Annotated in this window: 17 protein-coding genes and 1 pseudogene; 2 read left to right on the top strand and 16 right to left on the bottom strand. The window is 60.5% G+C overall.

Annotated features, from left to right (window positions below):
* Positions 1-42: 42 nt before the first annotated feature.
* The 9 genes and pseudogenes from ACS5RD_RS01800 to ACS5RD_RS01760 all read right to left on the bottom strand — a co-directional run bounded on the left by ACS5RD_RS01800 (position 43) and on the right by ACS5RD_RS01760 (position 7,629).
* A complete protein-coding gene (locus ACS5RD_RS01800) occupies positions 43-1,158 on the bottom strand; it encodes a Fic family protein (protein ID WP_489929731.1) in 1,116 nt (371 codons plus the stop codon).
* Entirely contained in the window at positions 1,158-2,465 is a 1,308-nt protein-coding gene (locus tag ACS5RD_RS01795; RefSeq protein WP_489929730.1) for a restriction endonuclease subunit S, read from the bottom strand. The genes ACS5RD_RS01800 and ACS5RD_RS01795 overlap by 1 nt, the downstream gene beginning before the upstream one ends.
* Positions 2,455-3,999: a class I SAM-dependent DNA methyltransferase gene (locus ACS5RD_RS01790; RefSeq protein WP_489929729.1), complete on the bottom strand. Its 1,545-nt coding sequence runs from the start codon at positions 3,997-3,999 to the stop codon at positions 2,455-2,457. Before ACS5RD_RS01790 ends, ACS5RD_RS01795 begins: the two co-directional genes overlap by 11 nt.
* A gap of 93 nt (positions 4,000-4,092) precedes the next feature.
* Positions 4,093-4,752: a hypothetical protein gene (locus ACS5RD_RS01785; protein WP_489929728.1), complete on the bottom strand. Its 660-nt coding sequence runs from the start codon at positions 4,750-4,752 to the stop codon at positions 4,093-4,095.
* Positions 4,749-5,495, bottom strand: a complete 747-nt coding sequence (locus ACS5RD_RS01780) for a DNA methyltransferase (protein WP_489929727.1) — start codon at positions 5,493-5,495, stop codon at positions 4,749-4,751. The genes ACS5RD_RS01785 and ACS5RD_RS01780 overlap by 4 nt, the downstream gene beginning before the upstream one ends.
* 52 nt (positions 5,496-5,547) lie before the next feature.
* Positions 5,548-5,940: pseudogene (locus ACS5RD_RS01775) on the bottom strand (DNA cytosine methyltransferase); the annotation flags it as partial.
* A gap of 71 nt (positions 5,941-6,011) precedes the next feature.
* Positions 6,012-6,980, bottom strand: a complete 969-nt coding sequence (locus tag ACS5RD_RS01770; RefSeq protein WP_489929726.1) for a helix-turn-helix domain-containing protein — start codon at positions 6,978-6,980, stop codon at positions 6,012-6,014.
* A complete protein-coding gene (locus ACS5RD_RS01765; RefSeq protein ID WP_489929725.1) occupies positions 6,977-7,369 on the bottom strand; it encodes a VRR-NUC domain-containing protein in 393 nt (130 codons plus the stop codon). Before ACS5RD_RS01765 ends, ACS5RD_RS01770 begins: the two co-directional genes overlap by 4 nt.
* The gene (locus tag ACS5RD_RS01760; RefSeq protein WP_489929724.1) at positions 7,366-7,629 is read right to left on the bottom strand and encodes a hypothetical protein; all 264 of its coding nucleotides are present in this window, start codon (positions 7,627-7,629) and stop codon (positions 7,366-7,368) included. Before ACS5RD_RS01760 ends, ACS5RD_RS01765 begins: the two co-directional genes overlap by 4 nt.
* Positions 7,630-8,531: 902 nt before the next feature.
* Here ACS5RD_RS01760 and ACS5RD_RS01755 point away from each other — a divergent pair.
* Positions 8,532-9,128: a hypothetical protein gene (locus tag ACS5RD_RS01755; RefSeq protein WP_489929723.1), complete on the top strand. Its 597-nt coding sequence runs from the start codon at positions 8,532-8,534 to the stop codon at positions 9,126-9,128.
* A gap of 42 nt (positions 9,129-9,170) precedes the next feature.
* On the opposite strand, the gene ACS5RD_RS01750 is transcribed toward ACS5RD_RS01755, so the two are convergent.
* The 5 genes from ACS5RD_RS01750 to ACS5RD_RS01730 all read right to left on the bottom strand — a co-directional run bounded on the left by ACS5RD_RS01750 (position 9,171) and on the right by ACS5RD_RS01730 (position 13,314).
* Positions 9,171-10,427 (bottom strand): tyrosine-type recombinase/integrase, encoded by a 1,257-nt coding sequence (locus tag ACS5RD_RS01750; protein WP_489929722.1) that lies wholly within the window; start codon positions 10,425-10,427, stop codon positions 9,171-9,173.
* A gap of 164 nt (positions 10,428-10,591) precedes the next feature.
* Positions 10,592-11,662 (bottom strand): helix-turn-helix domain-containing protein, encoded by a 1,071-nt coding sequence (locus ACS5RD_RS01745; RefSeq protein ID WP_489929721.1) that lies wholly within the window; start codon positions 11,660-11,662, stop codon positions 10,592-10,594.
* 2 nt (positions 11,663-11,664) lie between these two features.
* A complete protein-coding gene (locus ACS5RD_RS01740) occupies positions 11,665-12,261 on the bottom strand; it encodes a hypothetical protein (RefSeq protein WP_489929720.1) in 597 nt (198 codons plus the stop codon).
* A 482-nt stretch (positions 12,262-12,743) separates the two neighbouring features.
* Positions 12,744-13,055 carry a type II toxin-antitoxin system RelE/ParE family toxin gene (locus ACS5RD_RS01735; protein ID WP_489931439.1) on the bottom strand — a complete coding sequence of 104 codons (312 nt, stop codon included), beginning with the start codon at positions 13,053-13,055 and terminating at the stop codon, positions 12,744-12,746.
* Between the two features lie 4 nt (positions 13,056-13,059).
* Entirely contained in the window at positions 13,060-13,314 is a 255-nt protein-coding gene (locus ACS5RD_RS01730; protein ID WP_489929719.1) for a ribbon-helix-helix domain-containing protein, read from the bottom strand.
* Between the two features lie 268 nt (positions 13,315-13,582).
* Here ACS5RD_RS01730 and ACS5RD_RS01725 point away from each other — a divergent pair, with 268 nt between their 5' ends.
* Positions 13,583-16,414 (top strand): UvrD-helicase domain-containing protein, encoded by a 2,832-nt coding sequence (locus tag ACS5RD_RS01725; protein ID WP_489931438.1) that lies wholly within the window; start codon positions 13,583-13,585, stop codon positions 16,412-16,414.
* Between the two features lie 28 nt (positions 16,415-16,442).
* On the opposite strand, the gene ACS5RD_RS01720 is transcribed toward ACS5RD_RS01725, so the two are convergent.
* Together ACS5RD_RS01720 and ACS5RD_RS01715 are read right to left on the bottom strand one after the other, a co-directional pair.
* Entirely contained in the window at positions 16,443-16,610 is a 168-nt protein-coding gene (locus ACS5RD_RS01720) for a Pam3-gp28 family putative phage holin (protein WP_489929718.1), read from the bottom strand.
* A gap of 13 nt (positions 16,611-16,623) precedes the next feature.
* Positions 16,624-17,277: a TIGR02594 family protein gene (locus ACS5RD_RS01715; protein ID WP_489929717.1), complete on the bottom strand. Its 654-nt coding sequence runs from the start codon at positions 17,275-17,277 to the stop codon at positions 16,624-16,626.
* Between the last annotated feature and the right edge of the window lie 69 nt (positions 17,278-17,346).

Genomic DNA, 17,346 nt, shown 5'->3' with positions numbered 1-17,346 from the left:
GAATTTCGACCCACAAGATAGTTTGAGGTGCATAAGTGATCCTCAAAACGCCGCCCGCCCTTCGCAGATGTTCAAAAGCTCCGGGAAAGCCAACACCGCAGGCCGCCTGCCGCTGGACTGCCTTATCTCTCGCAACAGCCCGTTGTCGCGCACAAGCCGCAGGATACGCTTGGCCGTCGGTTCGGGAATATCGGCCTGCGTCACGAAATCCGAAGCCACAAAGATCGGGCGGCTGAAGAACCAGTCGAGCGCGCGCACCCCGTATTGTGACCGTGTTGCCTCGACCATCCAGTCCTTGCGCGCAGTGTAAAGTGCGTGGATCGCCTGTGCCTTGGCTTGGTTCGTGCCCGCTTGTTCGATGATCGCACGCAGGAAAAATCCGCACCAACCAGTCCAATCGCCATCCCGCGACACGGCCAGCAGGCGGTCGTAATATTCGTCGCGGTGGGCTTCCAGATACTCCGACAGATAGAAATTCGGTGCCGACAGCAGACCCTTGGATTTCAGGAACAGGGGGATGATCAGCCGCCCCAGCCGACCGTTGCCATCCAAGAACGGGTGGATCGCCTCGAATTCGGCATGCAGCACCGCCAACTGGATCAGCGCATCAGGAGCCGCGGCGTGGATGTAGGCTTCCCACGCGCTCATGGCATCTGGCAGCGCTTCGGCGGAACAGGGGATGAAGCGGGCCTGTTCGATGGTGCAGCCTTCGGGTCCGATCCAGTTCGGGATACGGCGGTATTCGCCCGGGTCCTTGTTGCGGCCGCGCACGCCCTGCATCAGGCGCGCGTGGGTCAACCGGATCAGGCGCTGTGACAGCGGCAATTCCTCCAGCAGCCGCGAGGCCTCGGCAAGGGCGGCGCGATAGTTCAGCACCTCGTGGATGTCGGCCTTTTTGGCGGTGCTTTCATCGCCCGGCTCGCCCTCGGCTTCGAATTCCAACACCTCGCCGATGGTGGCCTGAGTGCCCTCAATCCGGCTGGACAACACGGCTTCCTGCGTTGTCAGCGGTGAGAGCAGCACATTGGGGTTGGGGATGCCGTGCAACACGCCCTCATAGCGCGCGACGGCGGCATTGGCCGGGCCGATCAGTGGCAGAAGCTGGGGCCAGTCGAGCAGGTCGGGTGGAAAGCGCCCCTGATGATAGACAACGGCCATCAGGCCACCTCATTTATGATGCCTTCGGCCTCGGCCACCCGCAACTCGCCCGACATCAGGCGCGGCAGCAGGAGGTCGCGGGTCTGGGCGAGGGTGCGTGACTCTTTCTCGTTCTGGGCGATCCGCTGGTAGATTGGCTTGGCCAGTGCATCAAACGCTTCCAGGAAAGCACCCTTTGGCAAGACGACCGGAAGGGGGCGGAAATTGCCTTTGCTGATTTCCTGAAAGGTCGAGCCGTTGGCCTTGGCGAGGATTGCTTCCATGTTCTCCAGCGTCCAGAGCCAGGCGAATACGTTGGAAAGCCGCTTATCGCAAATCATCCCGATGAAGCCTTGGTTGATCGCCACTGGCACCTCTGCAATGGCGAGGTAGCCGATTGGTGCACGGGATGACAGAAGGACGGCGCCCACCGGTAACAGGCCGGAACTGATCCTCGCCAATCCCGCCAATGTGATTGTGCGCGAGGTTTCCAGTAGAACAGGAGCGGCGAGATTTGACAGATCTTTTGGCGTAGCCCAGTTGATGCCGCCATCCCAGAAATCGGGTTCCTTCGTGCTGGGGGTTGAGCCGCCGACCACGCGCACCTCGTCGCCGATGGTCGAAACCTTCCACCCCTCCGGCTTGCTACCCGCGTCAAGACGGTCGGGGAAAAGGGACCAGAGGTCGTCGGAGAGGTAGGGGTTAGCGTTTGCCATCTTTGCGCGGGTGGGGCCGAATTCGACGAACCAGTCGCGGAACAGCGCCCGCGCGATGGCTTCCAAAGTCTCATTCATCCTCCGGTTCAACTCGATCTTATCACCAATCTGATCGAGAACGGCAACAATTGCCTCGCCCGCTTGGGTAAGCGGCGGAACCGGATACGAGAGGAAGTCATCTCTGCTTAGTGCAACAACTGCACTTCCAGTTGCACGGCCAGCACAATAAGCCCGATAGTCGGGCGTCCGAAGCAACCAATATAGATATGATCTTAGTGGCTCTGCTTCGGTGCTCAGGACCAGTTTAACAGTGTCTTGCGTCAATCTGCCGGTTTCAACCTCGGGCGGCACACGGGCAATGGACCCGATCATATCTCCACTTTTTGTCGCTCCCTTAAGGGAAACAAACAAATCGCCCGGGCGAAGCATCAGCTTTTCAGGGCACTCGCCGCCGTAAGTTTTGAAATCCCGTCCTCGAAAACCTCCACCGGGAACAATAGCGCCAAGGCCTAGCAAGGCTGGACCTGGTTTCCCGACGAGCATGCCTTTGTAAGTCGTGCCGCGAACAAGCTTTACGAAATCGCCGACTGTCTTTGAGCCCTCAATGGTCATACGCGATGGACTCCAATCGCGCCCGGATTGTCGTCGTGAGCACATCTGCTTCGGCAAACTGCTCCTCCAGAACCTGACGTAATACAGAGAAACGCTCTACAAAAGACGTGTTGTCTTCCTCAGCTTCGTGCGACCCAACATAGCGGCCAGGTGTCAGGACGTGGTCATTCGCCCGAATCTCCGCGATGCCGGCGGATTTGCAGAAGCCTGGAATGTCGGCATAACCCTCGCCAAGACGCCAAGCGTGATAGGTTTCGGCAATCCGGCTGATGTCGGAGTCGGTAAACTCTTTCCTCGTGCGGTCTACCATAAAGCCCAATTTGCGAGCGTCGATGAACAGCATCTCGCCGCGCCGGTCGCGCAGCTTGCGGTCGCGGGCGATGCCGTTTGATTTGTCCTTGGCCAGAAACCACAGACAGGCCGGAATCTGGGTGGAATAGAACAACTGCCCCGGTAGGGCGATCATGCAGTCAATCACCTCGCCTTCGATCATCGCGCGGCGCATCTCGCCCTCGCCCGACTGGGTCGAGGACATCGAGCCATTGGCCAGCACCACGCCTGCCGTGCCCGAAGGTGCCAAATGGTGCAGGATGTGCTGCAGCCAGGCATAGTTGGCATTGCCTACCGGGGGCGTGCCATACTTCCAGCGCCCATCCTCGCGCAGCCGCTCACCGCCCCAGTCCGAAATGTTGAAGGGCGGGTTGGCCAAGATCACATCCGCGCGCAGGTCGGGCAGTTCGTTCTTGTGGAAGGTGCCTTCCGAGTTCCACTTGATGTCGGCGTCAATGCCGCGCACGGCAAGGTTCATTTTGCACAGCCGCCAGGTGGTGTAGTTGCTTTCCTGCCCGTAGATGGCGATGTCGCCCAGACGGCCGCCATGTGCCTCGACGAACTTTTCCGACTGCACGAACATACCGCCCGACCCGCAGCAGGGGTCATAGACACGGCCCTTATATGGCTTCAGCATTTCAACCATGGTGCGCACGACCGAGCGGGGGGTGTAGAATTCACCACCTCGCTTGCCTTCGCTGCCCGCGAACTGGCCGAGGAAATATTCATAGACCCGCCCGAGCAGATCGCGCGCCTGGCCACGATCCTGCCCAAGGGCAATGCCGGAAATCAGGTCGATCAACTCGCCCAGCATAACCGCATTCAGCGCAGGGCGGCCGTAGTCCTTGGGCAGAACGCCTTTGAGGGTCGGGTTCACCTTTTCGATGGCTATCATGGCTTCGTCGATCAGCTTGCCAATAGTGGTCTGCTTTGCGCTGGCCTGCAGGTGCGACCAGCGGGCCTCGGGCGGCACCCAGAACACGTTTTCGGCGAGATATTCGTCGGGATCTTCGGCGCCTTCTGGATACTCGGCCAGCAGTCGTTGGCGCTTCAGTTCAAAACCATCGGAAATATGCTTGAGGAAGATCAGGCCAAGGGCGACATGCTTATAGTCCGATGGTTCCATATTGCCGCGCAACTTGTCGGCGGTCTTGAACAGGCTGGCTTCAATACCGAGGTCGGAGCCGTTGTCGATTGATGCCATTGACTAATCTGCCCCTTGGAACTTCTTTTCCGAACCGTATTTCAGCCAGAAGCTGAAATCCAGACATTAAGCAACATTCAAAGGCTTTGAGACTCACCGAGCCTGCCAAGGTCGCACCTTCGGCATCGCCGCCGTGACCTCGACCTCCCGCAGCATCCCTCCCGCCACCAGCCCATCGCGTACCCAGTCCAGCGCCTTCCACCAATCCTCATAGCCACGTCGGGCGGAGGCGATCTGCTCAGGGTGTGGCCGCCAGGTGACAGGGCAGGCCAGAACCTCGATGATGCGCCACTTGCCTCGGGTCAGCACGCGCTCGGTGCCAACCACGATGATGGTGGATCGCTCGCCATGCTGGTTAAACTTGGTCTCGATAGGGACGCAGCGCGGCACCACGCCCGGCAGCCAGTCCGGCGTCAATCCTGCGCGGGCCAGTTCGGCCACATAGATCGCCATGCGTTTACCGCCGAGACTATCTGGCATTCCCGCCAAGGTCGCGGCCACAATCTCAGCATCCTCATGGGTATAGGACTGCGATTTATGACCACCACCGTCCACCTTGCACCCCAGACGCGCGCGCTGGATCAGCACATATTCCATGCCAAAGCCGAAGCCTTCCTCGTCGATGTCACGCCGCTGTGGCAGTTCCAGCTGCGCCTTTTCCACCCGGAAGGCCCATTCCAGCACCGCCTGCACGCCCAGCGCGCGTTTCACCTTCGTGCCGCCCGCGTGCCCGATCCGTCCCTGCATGCTCATGGCAGCATTCCTTCAAAGAGGTTCATCTGCGCCGGGTCTTCCGTTCCATCCGTCGGCCGCCAGATCCAAGGGCCCGAGGCCATGGGCAGCCGCGAGAGCGCGCCAAGCATGTGCTGCTGCCAGAGGATGAACTCCGTTGCCGAGCAGGCGCAGAGCGCGTGACCGATGGGCCAACCCATCAACCAGCCGACGAACAGAGGGTTCAGCCGCGGCCGCGCCCGGGCTTTCAAGATCCGCCGCGACACGACACGCCCATGCGATGCAATCATTGAAGCCCACAGCGGGCGCGAGATCGGGGCGTGTGGCGTAAATGGCAGACCATGCGTCGTGATCACCGGGGCCGGGCGGATGAAGCCCTGCTCCGCCCGGTAATGCAGGATATCCATTCGTGATTTGCCGTCTGCCCGGGTGATGCTGGCCTGGCTGCTGCCCTTCCAGTTCTGCGCCGCCGGTGTCGGCCATTGGATCGCCTGCGCAGACAGCTTCGGCTCGCCCCGACTGTTGATCTTGCCGCGCAGCCGGTCGACCTGATCGTCGGCCACCGGCGTCTGCCATTGCGCTGCCTGCGCTGGCAGGGGCGGCATCCCGCCCGAGCCATAACTCTGGCCCGGGCCACCCTTCGCGCCATCCGTTGCCTTTGGCGTCGACCAGTTGGTGATGTGCAGCGCCAGCGCTTCCGCCTTGCGGGTGAAGTCGCTGTTCCCGGCCGGGTTGTAGTTCGCCGTTCCGGGATGCAGGCTCATCGGTGTGGGCCAGGATGAAGATCCGCAGCCGCTGGTGCGGCGCGCCGACTTCTGCCGCAGAGAACAGACCCGCCGCAGGCGTGTAGCCCATGCGCCAAAGTTCTCGCAGGACGGATTCAAGGCCGAGGGTGACGTGACCGGGGACGTTTTCGAGGAAGACCCATTCGGGCGAACACTCCCTGACAACCCGAGCGACCTCGGGCCAGAGATGGCGGGGATCGTCGGCACCACCGCGTTTGCCAGCGGCACTGAAGGGTTGGCAGGGATATCCGGCGAGGACGATGTCGAAGGCCCCGCGGAAGGGGCGGGCATCGAAGCTGCGCAGGTCGTCCCAGATCGGGGCCGGGGCGAAGTAGCCTGCGCGCTGGGCGGCAATGAGGACTGCGCGGGGCCAATCTTCCCACTCGACAAAGGCGCGGGTGTGGAAGCAGGGTTCGGCCAGCATGACGCCCAGATCAAGGCCTCCGCCGCCTGCGCAGAGGGACAATCCGTGCCGGGGACGTGACACCATGCCATTCACCGCACCCCTCGCTGACGAAGGCGTTCCGGAGTGACAAGGCCCCGCACCAGCATGGCATCCCGGATGGTGTTGCTGATCACGCTCTGGGGCAGATAGCCGTCGGCATTGACCATTTTGGCGTAGAACGCTGCCTTTTCGTCGTCGCTGAGGGGCGGCTTCACTTCGCCCTTGCGCTGCCGCTTGGCCTTTCTGCCGTTGGCCTTTTCGGTAGCAACGAGCGCATCGCGCTGGGCGGCGCGTTCCATGAACCTGTCGAGGGCTTTCGGCCCATCGGGCGGGTTGGGATGATCGCCCCGGCTTTCAGTGGCGGTCTCGATGATCCGGTCCTCGGACAGCCCGAGGTCATCCCGCCAGCGCTGCACATGGAGCCGTGCTGGCCAACCTTGCCACCAGGTGGGGAGGGAGGCGTTGGCGGCGAAGCCCAGCGCACCGAGCAGCTCTGCGAAAAACCGATCAAAATCGGAATCTCGCGCTTGCGCATCCTCCTCCTCCTTTACAGGTTTACTTAGGGGTTCTCTTACAAGGTTAATCTCCGGATTCCGGAGATGGCTTTGGGCAAAATCCGGAGATGGCTTTGCCGAAAATCCGGAGATGGCTCCATGTCCGGAATCCGGAGTTGGGTTGCGGCCACGTTCGCCCTCTGTTCCCGACAAGCCGTCTCCGGTTTCCGGAGTTGGCTCTGGTGGAAATCCGTCCTCAAACCCCAGGATGTAGCGTGTCGCCAGGCGCTTGTGGGTGTGGGGGTCCTGCGCCCGAACCCGGTGGATCAGGCGCAATTCCTGCAGCTTGGCGAGGTGTTCGTTCAGCGCCGAGATCGACATTTCCGCGTCGTCCGCCAGCCGCGCCTGTGTCGGAAAGCAGCCGAAATCCGGGTTGTGCCGGTCGCAAAGAAACCACAGCACGATCTTGGTGGCAGGCTTCAGTCCGCGTTGCTGGATGGCCCAGACAGTTGCCTTGTGGCTCATGGTGCCACCCTCCGCGCTGGGCGGACCCGGCTGGTGAAGCCGTGATCAGCCAGAGCTCCCAGCGCATCGTCGAGACTGCGGACCAAAGCCCAGCCGAAACCCTGCGCCAGCACGCCATCCCGGAACGCCTCCTGGTCGGGGCGCAATCGACCCTTGGGTGCCTTCAGTTCCAGAAACAGGACACGCCCATCGCAGATGACCATCAGATCGGCAAAACCGGCATGCACGCCCATGCCGACCAGGATCGCCTGACGCTTTGCGCCGCGGGGACCGGGTTCGGTCACCTCGTTGGCGCAGTGATGTATGATCGCGGTGCGGGGAAGGGCGAAGCGCAGGGCCTGCACGATGGCGCGTTGGGCGTCGGCTTCAGGTGTGCTGCGCCGGTTCATGCGGCACCGCCGTTCGGGAAGGCCGCTGCTGCGATGGCATGCAGAGGGCGGCGATCCAGCTGGCACAACAGGTCGATGGCGTCGGCGCATTCGCGGGCGCAGTCGGTTTGACCCGCTACGACGCGCGCGGCGAGGATGACCAGCGAGTCCGCGTGCAGCGGTGCTTCAACCAAGATAGCCCGCGCTTCCATCAGGCGGTCCTGCATCCAGTCGCTTGCCCCTGACGGGACGGCCATCCGATGATTGATGGTCTGGTTCATATCCGACCTCGCCGTGTTTTGGCCGGGCGAACTTGTTCCTGCGCGCTGATCCACTCCTGGACCGAGGTGCGGCGGTAGAGGACCTTCCGACCGATCCTAGTGCAGGGCGGCCCAAGCTGTCGGGCCTCCCACCGCGCCAGCGTGTCGCTGGCGATCCCAAGTTCACCGGCCAGCTGTTCTCGGCTGATCCATTCCGCCAGCAGGTGCAGCGGCTGTTCCTGCAATGCAGGGGCAGTGTTTGGCATTTCTATCTCCCATCGAGATCCCGGCGAAGGCCGGGGACGGGGAGAGGGAAGCAGACGCAAGGCACCGGAACCTAGGCGGAGACCGGAATTGAAAGCCCCAACTCAATTCCGGCCCTTGTTTCATTGGGATTTTCGCATGGACTCCGGAATTCAGGGCGGACTGTCGCCCAGCGCCGTTTTGCCTTTTCCGGTGCCAATGGCCAGAAATATTCGCTCGGCAGGGGTGACGGTCTATGCGTGACAGCTTTGGGCTTCAGCCAGCGGCGAATGGCACGCGGACACCGCCCAAGCCCATGATCCGCAGGCAGATCAACTGCCAGCACTAACCTCCAGGCACCGGTATCTACGGCCAACCGCTTCGTGCCAAGCGCCCGCTGAAAACTTTTTGTTCACGTTTTACCCTCGCGGCCGGGATGGCTAGTGCAAGTTCTCCTAAAAGGCGAGTAGCGTCACAAAGTCAGCTCAAGGCGATTCTACCAGTCATGGTTTCAGGGCATCGGGGCCACCGGCACCGGGTTCTGAAGGCATGGCTGATTGCCATACCTTGAGACGTATTTTTGGACGACTGCCTAAGTGCAAGTGACTGTTTAAGAACACGATCCCGCAACGCCCGGCGCTGACACGGGTGTTGCCAATTGCTGAGAGGACGCACATCCCATGACCCTGCCACCAAGAGCCTTCTTTTCCCTGAACGAATTTTGTGACCGCCTGGACTGTTCCCATGCAGATGTTGCTGCCTGGTCGATTGGTGGCCTTTTCTCAATTTTCACCGGTATTTCCCCGGTGCTCTGCGGCCTGCAACCCGTGGCAGGGATGGTCGCCGTCAACGCCGCAGACATGCTGAAGATGTTCCGTCGCCATGGCCACTGCGACGAGGAATGCCGGGTGATCCGTGTCCGCCCGGAGGGTGGCACCGAATGGCTTCACATCACTGAGCCAGCAAGCGGTGTCGTCGTCAAACTGGCTGACTTACTGCTGATGGCCGACGACTTGCGGAAGCTTGAAGACGACGCCGACCGGCGCCGTCGCCCGGTAATCCCGCCCGGTGCTGCGCCGCGCTTCGATTGGGATGGGGCCATGATCATGTTGATTTGCCGGTTCAACGACCGTGGAATACCCTCGACACAGGTGGAACTGATCGCCGAGGTGCAGGACTGGTTTGCCCAGAACTCCCCCACCGGAGAAATTCCGGAGGAGAGCACCACGCGCAAGAAGATTGCGCCGATCTGGCGGGCGCTGCGGGAAAACGCCTGACTTGCGGAAAGCGTGCGGCAGGGCGGGGCGGATGTTTCCGCCTCACGCTGTCTTCTTTTCCTGATCGGCATCATGGACCAGCTGCGGTCGGGGCCGGAAGATGCTTGCCACGGCGTTGACCCCATCGCGCAGGGGCGAATCCATCAGGTGAGCATAGCGCTGGGTCGTCTGCATTTGCGTGTGGCCCAGCAGTTTGCCGATCATCTCCAGTGATGCCCCGCCGCTGACCAGCAGCGACGCGAAGGTGTGGCGCAGGTCGTGGATCCGGACCTCTGGCAGGTTTGCTTCCTTCTGGATGGCCACCCAAAACCGGCGAATTTCCTTCACCGGCTGGCCGGGCGTGTCGCCGGGGAACAGCCACGGATTGCCCTTCGGCACCAAGAGCCCGCGCTGGCGCACGATGGCCGCCACATCGCCGGAGATCGGGATGCGGTGGATCTTGCGCTGTTTGGTTGTCGCGGCAGGCTTTGACCAGCTTGCGAGTTCGAGGTTGAACTGTTCAAACCGCGCCTGACGCACCTCGCCCGACCGCGCGCCGGTCAACATGCAGAGCCGGATGATCCCCGCCGCGCGCTGATCATTCGCCCCATCCAGCGCCTTGGCCAGCCGTCCGATCTCCTCCGGCGTCAGGAACCGTTCGCGTTCATTTTCGATCCTGCGGCGGAAGGCGCTGGCAGGATTGTCCTCGCGCCAACCCCAGCCGACAGCCAGCGTGAACATCTTGCGCAGCACTTCGCCGACCCGGTTGGCTCGCACCGGCGTCGGCTTCATGCCCTGAAGCTTCTTCGCCCGATTGTTGGGCTTGGCCTTGGAGGGGCGGGCACGACCAGCGGCGATCTTGGTCAGCAGTTTCTCGACATCGGCCTTGGTGATCTCGGTCACCAGCTTCCTGCCCCAGTCCGGCTCGACCAGCTTGGCCATGATGGTGTGTTGGTCGGCAGCGTTGCGGGCGGCCAAGTGCGGCGTGTGTTCCTCAAGATACCGCTTGGTCATGTCGCTGACCCTCGGGGCTTCGCGGGCGTTTTCGCGCTGGTTCAACGGATCGACACCCTCGTCGATCTCGCGCCGCAGATCCTTGGCACGCTCGCGCGCGGCCACCGTGGTCCACTCCGGCCAGCGCCCGATGGTCATCCGCCGCTGCCGCCCGCCAACCCGGTAGTCGAGGGTGAAGGCCCGGTTGCCGGAAGGGTAGATGGTGATTGAAAACCCGCGCACATCGGTATCGAAGATCTGGTAGTCCCGCCCAAGGTTCTCGGCCTCCCGGACAGTTTTCTCGTTCAGTTTCAGTCTGTTGACCATGGTCCGCACTCCCTCGCTCGTCCCGACATGAGGCGTGGATTCGCGCCCAGATCAAGCTAAGCATGCCGAAGGGACCGGAATGCAGGCGGAGACCGGAATTGAGGCAGAGAAGGATATTCCGGTAGATTTGGCGTTGGCCTATCTTTGCCTTTGCGCGTGCCAGATCACTTCACAATTCGGAGATGCGTAGAGGGTCCTGGCAAAGGATGCATCGCTCGAACATCGTCGACGGTGGAGTGCAGTATCTCTGACAAGTCAGACAGCCCGTAACCCAGATCCTCAAGGTGAATCCGAATAATCTCTGGCAGTACGCTTGGCTCTTCCGCCTTGAAATCGAGCTCTGGCGGCTCTGACCGCTTGTAGCCCATCGCACTCATTTGGCGCCAAAGATACTGGCTTTGGTTCTCGCTGAGCTCGCCAATCGTTTTGGCACGATACAAGAGCGATCCCATCGAAGCACGCCAAACAGGTTTCAGGGCTGCCAAGTGTTGAATCGTGAGGCGCCGTCCGCTCAGATATTGTCGAATGTCGCGCGCAGGCATCAACATTGCCGCCGCAAATGCATTTGCCTCATCTTCCATTTCAGGCGACGGCACTCGATGCATGACAACATGGCCAAGCTCATGCGCAAGGCTGAAACGCTGTCGATCGGCGGGTTGGTTTCTGTTCAGAAAGATGCAGGGAGGCATATCCGAAATTTGGACAGTAACGCCGTCGACTGCCAGAGCAGCAAAATCGCAGTGAATCACGATGCAACCCGCCCGTTCAACCCATCCGATCAGGTTTCTGATCGGACCTGACGGCACAAGCCAAGTGCGTCGCACCAAGTCCGCTATACGTTCTGGGTCTCCTCCAAATTCATCCACATCAAGGCGTGGAAGCACCAACTCCGCATCGAACTGGGCTGCGGACAGCAATCGTCTAACATGCAGAATTCGAACGTTTAATTCAGCCTCTAGGCGTTCAATTGACCGCTGACCAACACTTGCGCGCTTCCTATACTGAACGCTGACCGGCAATCCGATCACTCGGTCAGTTTGGAAGAAGAAAGTTTGTGGGAACTGCAACGACCGAGAAACACTCTCCAAAACATCATCGGAAGGGCCGATGAGGCCATTTTCCAGTTTCGACAGATTGGCTTGCGAGATGCCGGAGTTTTTGGACAGTTCTGCCTGACTCCACCCTCGTGCCTGCCGCGCGATGCGCAGCAGGTCCGGATTGAATTGGTTTGCCATGATCAGTCTTGCTGTTTGCGTTCTGGGGCAGGCGCTTCCCGCGCCTTGACCAGACGAACAGCCGGCTTCTCGGGATCGATAGCCGGTGCCGGGAACGGCAGCGGAACAATTACTTCTGCCTCGTCCAGGAGGCTATATTCCCAGACGACTTTGTCGCCGTCACGCGCTACGACGCAAATATCTGCGACGGACGTCTCCAGCCGGTTCAATTTGTAAACAACTTCGACACGTTGAACCTCCGGCAACCCGAACAAACCTTGCTCATGGTCGTGGAAGGCCAACGCCAACTGGGTAGAAACATTCGAGGTGCGGCCAGTTTCGTCGGCCTTCTTGAATCGAAACAGGACCTCGTCCTGAACGAGGAACTTGAAGGATTCCCCGCCATCTATAATGACCACGTGGCGCATCTCGGCGAAAGCGCGATGCGCCCGGTCGATGATTTGCTCCCAAACGAAGTTCGCTCTGCTACGCTTCACCCGCCAAGTGATTGATTGTTCGCTGCCCTGCCAGTCCTCCCAAGCGCCGCGCACGGCGCCAAGGATCTGGTCTCGCACGGTGTCGAGCACGGGCTTCACTGCTTCTTGGTTCGGTATCGGCATGATTTGCCCCTCTTGGTCTGATGGCGATCATACATGGCCGTTTTTACGAAAGCAATCTCGAATTATTCATGCAAGTATTCTTCGGCGTGCTTACCTTTTGGTGCCTGCCTGTTCATCAAGTGATTTCACCTCAACGCCACCTCAACCCACGTATGCAGTTTTGCCCCGCTCCAACCCGCTGTGATCCTTCGAAAACCGGCCAACGCTGCCGAGCGGCAACCAGAAGGATTTGCGATTTCAAAGGCTTGTCGGCTAAGTTGCTGAATTTAAACGATTAGCGAAATTCCGGGTCCATAGGCTCATAACCTGAAGGCCGCAGGTTCAAATCCTGCCCCCGCAACCAAAAATACACGTCTTATCAAAGACTTCAAAGCCGAGCAAAACGCTCGGCTTTTGTCATTCAAAATTCTTGTCAACACCTGGTCAACGTTTTGCGAGTCCCCCCTACGCGGGCCAAACAATCGGCTCATTGCTGGCCAAGATCAGTCGGGCAGGTCGTCCCGGAACCGATCCATCTGATGCATCCGCTCGTGCAGGATCGTCACGATACCGATGTCGCCGTTCGACAGCCGCCGCCAGTAAACGAAATGATGCTCGTGCCTGAAGTAGAAGCCATCGATGGCGAACTCTGCCGGGATGGGCCGCGACGCGACGCCGTGCACCTCGATTTTGTCGAATGCTGCAAACAGTTCGGTGATGTAGCGATCAGCCTGTTCAACGCCCCAGCGATCACGCGTGTACCGGTAGATCTCGTCAAGCCGCAGCGATGCAGCTTCCTGGACGCGCACGGCCATCATGTCAGACCCGATTCCGGGCGATCACCTCGGCGGCGGTCAACGGGCGATAGCTTTCCTCCGGCGCCGCGAAGGCGCGCGTCAGTTCAGCCTTAAGCCGGTTGAACGCTTCCTGCTCGGCCCGCTCTTTGTCGCGCCGGATCAGGTCGCGGACGTATTCGCTGATGTTCTCGTAGGACCCGTTCTCTCCTACGTTCGACGCCACGAACTCGCTCAGCGCGCCGCTGATGCGGACAGTCATCGTTGTGGTCTGGGACATGGCGGCCTCCGGTTTGTGTCTTCAAGATAAGCAAAAATGAAGACGCGCGCAAGTTTCCGAGCTTTCGATGTGCGCACTCTTGTGCATGGCAAACATGGTTGCAGACGCCAGGGACCAAAGCGCAAGCTGCTTGGGATGGTTTACAGGGCACATGCTATTGATTCGGTTGCAACAAAGACCACTGTTCGGATTTCTCGTGAACCCCTTTGGTGCGACAGCGCGCGCCATTGAGTTGCAGGGCGATCATCTTCTGGTCACCGGACGAAGCATGCCCGCGTCGGTTTCGTTGGCGGATATTGGCGAGGTCCCAGCCCTTCGGAAGGGCGCACTTGGAACGACGCTGTCAATGCAGTCGTCCGGGCAAAGCAATCTCATCTTGCACGGTGCCAGTCATGCCGATGCACGCGCCTTTGCGGATAGCGTCAAAGCCGCGTGGATCAGCTTCAACACGGGTGCGTTTGACCGCGAAGCGCACCGGTTCGATCGGCTTCATGCCGCTGTTTCCGGGTTGGCGCGACCAGGCCGATATCCTGCGGCCTGCAGTCTGGCGTTGGTTCTTCAGGACGCGCGATCCCTCAATGCCACCCTGCTCTCGAAGCTGAAGTCAGAAGCAATCGGGACGGACAGGGCAGAGCGCGTATCCCTTGTGCGCAAGTTCGTGGCTGATCCCCGGGCAGCGCGGGCAAATGCGATATCGGTCTTTGTCGCCTCTGAACTGGATCGCTGGAAGCAATTCTTCGACACCATCGAAAGCAAGCCGCTGACGGCCGAACAGCGACTTTCTGTCGTGGTGGATGAAGATGCGACCCTCGTGTTGGCCGGTGCCGGATCGGGTAAGACCAGCGTGATCACCGCCAAGGCGGCTTACCTGGTCAAAGCTGGGATCCGAAAGCCCGACGAAATCCTGCTGCTGGCATTTGCAAAGAATGCGGCTGCGGAAATGTCGGAACGGGTCGAGGCGCGATCCGGTGAGGCCATCGTGGCGCGGACATTTCACGCGCTTGCCTATGACATCATCGGCGCCGTGGAAGGGTCAAAGCCAGCGCTTGCCGACCATGCCACCGATGATGCGGCCTTCACCGCCTTGATGAAGCAGATCCTGAAAGACCTCGTTCACACGCTGTCCGCTGTGTCCCGTGCGATCATAGAGTGGTTCGCGCACTTTCTGGTTGAGCCCAAGACGGAGTGGGACTTCAAGACCAAGCACGAATTCTACACCCACATGGAGCAGCAGGATCTGCGCACCCTGCAAGGCGAAAAGGTCAAAAGCTACGAAGAGCTGCAGATCGCCAACTGGCTTTATGAAAACGGCGTCGAGTACGAATACGAACCCGTCTATGAACCGAAGCTGCCCGAGACTGGGCGGCGCGACTATCAGCCGGATTTCCGTCTTACCGAAAGCGGCGTCTACATCGAACACTTCGGGGTGCGGCGTCAGAAGATGGCGGATGGCACCGAACGGTTGACCACCGCGCCATTTGTCAACCGCGAGGACTATCTGGCCAGCATGGCATGGAAGCGCGAGGTTCATGCCACGCACGAAACCACCATGATCGAAACCTACAGCTATGAGCGGCAAGAGGGGCGCTTGCTGACCGGTCTGGCTGAAAAGATCGCGCCACACGCCAAGCTGAAACCCCGGCCAGCTGACACGATCTATGACCGCGTCATCGAAATGAAGCAGGTTGATACGTTTTCGCAGTTGCTCGGGACATTCCTGCGCAAGTTCAAAAGCGGCGGCTACAGCCTGGAGCACTGCGAAAGCACATCCGACAAAATGAAGCTTGGCAAGCGCGGCCGGGCGTTCCTCGCGGTTTTTGCGCCTGTGTTTGAGGAATATCAAAAGCGCCTGACAGGTCGGATCGACTTTGAGGACATGATCCTGCGGGCAGCCCATTATGTAGAGACTGGCAAATATCTCAGCCCGTTTCGCCACATCTTGGTCGACGAGTTTCAGGATATCTCGCAAAGCCGCGCGCGGCTGGTGAAGGCGCTGAAAGGGCAGCATCCGGACGTTCGGATATTCGCCGTCGGCGATGACTGGCAGTCGATCTTTCGCTTTGCCGGATCCGACATCCATCTGATGCGCAAGTTTGGGGCAGAGTTTGGTGGAACCTTTGACGGGGAAGCCGCCATTCATAGAACGGTCGATCTGGGCCGAACCTTCCGGTCGGTTGACCAGATCGCTTTTGCGGCCAGAACCTTTGTTCTCAGAAACCCGGCGCAGATCCAGAAGCAGATCGTTCCGGCAGGAATCGCGACCGAACCGGCCATAAGGATTGTGGCGACGGCAAAGAACGAGAGTGAGAAGGCGCTTTCAGATGTGCTGACCGTGCTGTCGTCAAAATTAGACCCGGCTGGCAAGACGGCAAGCGTGCTGCTGCTGGCGCGGTATCGATATCTGGAGCCTGACCTACAGGATCTGCGGCGGCGGTTTCCGCGTCTGACGTTCAGTTTCAAAACCATCCATGCCTCAAAAGGACTGGAGGCAGATCATGTGGTTCTGTTGAACGCCGACAGCGGGCGGGTGGGCTTTCCATCGGAGATCGTCGATGATCCGCTGCTGGGACTGGTCTCGCCCGACGAGGAGACGTTTCAGAACGCCGAGGAACGGCGCGTGATGTACGTTGCGATGACGCGGGCGCGGCGCACCCTGACCATCCTCGCATCGAATGCCCGACCGTCGGCCTTTGTCACCGAACTTGCGAAGGATCCCGCCTATGGGATCGTTCAACCGCCCGGCACCGATCAGGAAGTCCATGAATGTGGCGAGTGCGGTGGCCGCCTGCTGAGTGTGCAAGGTCAAGACGCTCGGACTTGGTATCGCTGCGAGCATTCCGAGCACTGCGGCAATTTCCTGCCTGCCTGTTCGGAATGCGGCGCTGCCCTGCCGCGGCGGGTAAAGGGTGCGCCGCAAGCCAAGTGCAACTGCGGGAAAGTGCACCCCAGTTGCCCGGAATGCGCTGATGGCTGGCTGGTGGAACGCACTGGCCCGCACAGCACCTTTCTGGGCTGTGTACGTTACCCAACTTGCCTCGGGAAAGCGCAATTGCCCCGCGAGCCGAGCGGGCGCAGTTCCGCAGGCAAGCGCCGACGGTAGCGAAACAAACGGGCCAAGCCCCTGATGCCTATCGGTTCCGCTTGTCCGCGACAGACCACACAACCGACCCAATGGTCAGCAGCGCGCCGATCACCGGTTCTATGTCGGATGCTTGGACATAGCCTTTGGCGACCAGCGCAGTGCCTGCGACAGTGAGGATTTGGCGGATGAGGGCAAGGATTGCAGGTTTCAGCATGGTTTTCTCCAGTTCAGATTTCATTGGTGGTGGTGAGGAATTCGCCCGGCTTCATGGTCGGCAGGCGCTGGAGGCGGGGCGGGTAGGTTGCGGGCCAGCGCGCGCCGAGGAGACGCGACTTGGCGATGCGGGCGATGGTGACGGCGTCGGATTGGTTGCCGCCGAGGACGAAGAAATGCGTGTCGTCTTGGCCCACGGCGAAGCCGACATGGCCGCCGGAGCCGCGCTCAAAAATCAGCACCGCGCCGATGACCGGCTTGGTCTCCTGGCCGAACAGCAGCCAGTTGCGCGCCCAATACGGATTGGTGCCCAGCGGGCCAAGCAGCGGTTCTTCGGGCAGACCCATGCGGATGCAAGTTTCCACGAAATCCCCGCACCAAGGGTTCTTGGCCGGATCGCCAAGACTGCGTCCATCGCGTTTCAGCCAATCCATCAGCCAAGAGCGGTCGCGGGCTTCATTGCGGCCCAGCGCGGTTTTCGCCTCGGTAATCCATGGCAAAGGGCCTTGCGGTGACAGTGATGCCGGGCGACCGTTGGCGGAGATCAGTTGCCGTAGCGCGCGGGCAGTCCGGACGCCCCAGCGGCCGTCGATGGTACCCGGGCTGTGGCCAAGTTTGTCCAATCCGCTCTGGATCAGGCGGATGGCGTCATCGGAGTTTGTGTTCATGGGATCACTCTTTCTGCCCATTAGCGGGCAACAAAAAACCCGCCTTGCGAGCGGGTCGGGGTGGTTGAG

Source organism: Cypionkella sp. PAMC25878, assembly GCF_058135695.1.
This window is presented reverse-complemented; position numbering and strand designations above follow the sequence as displayed.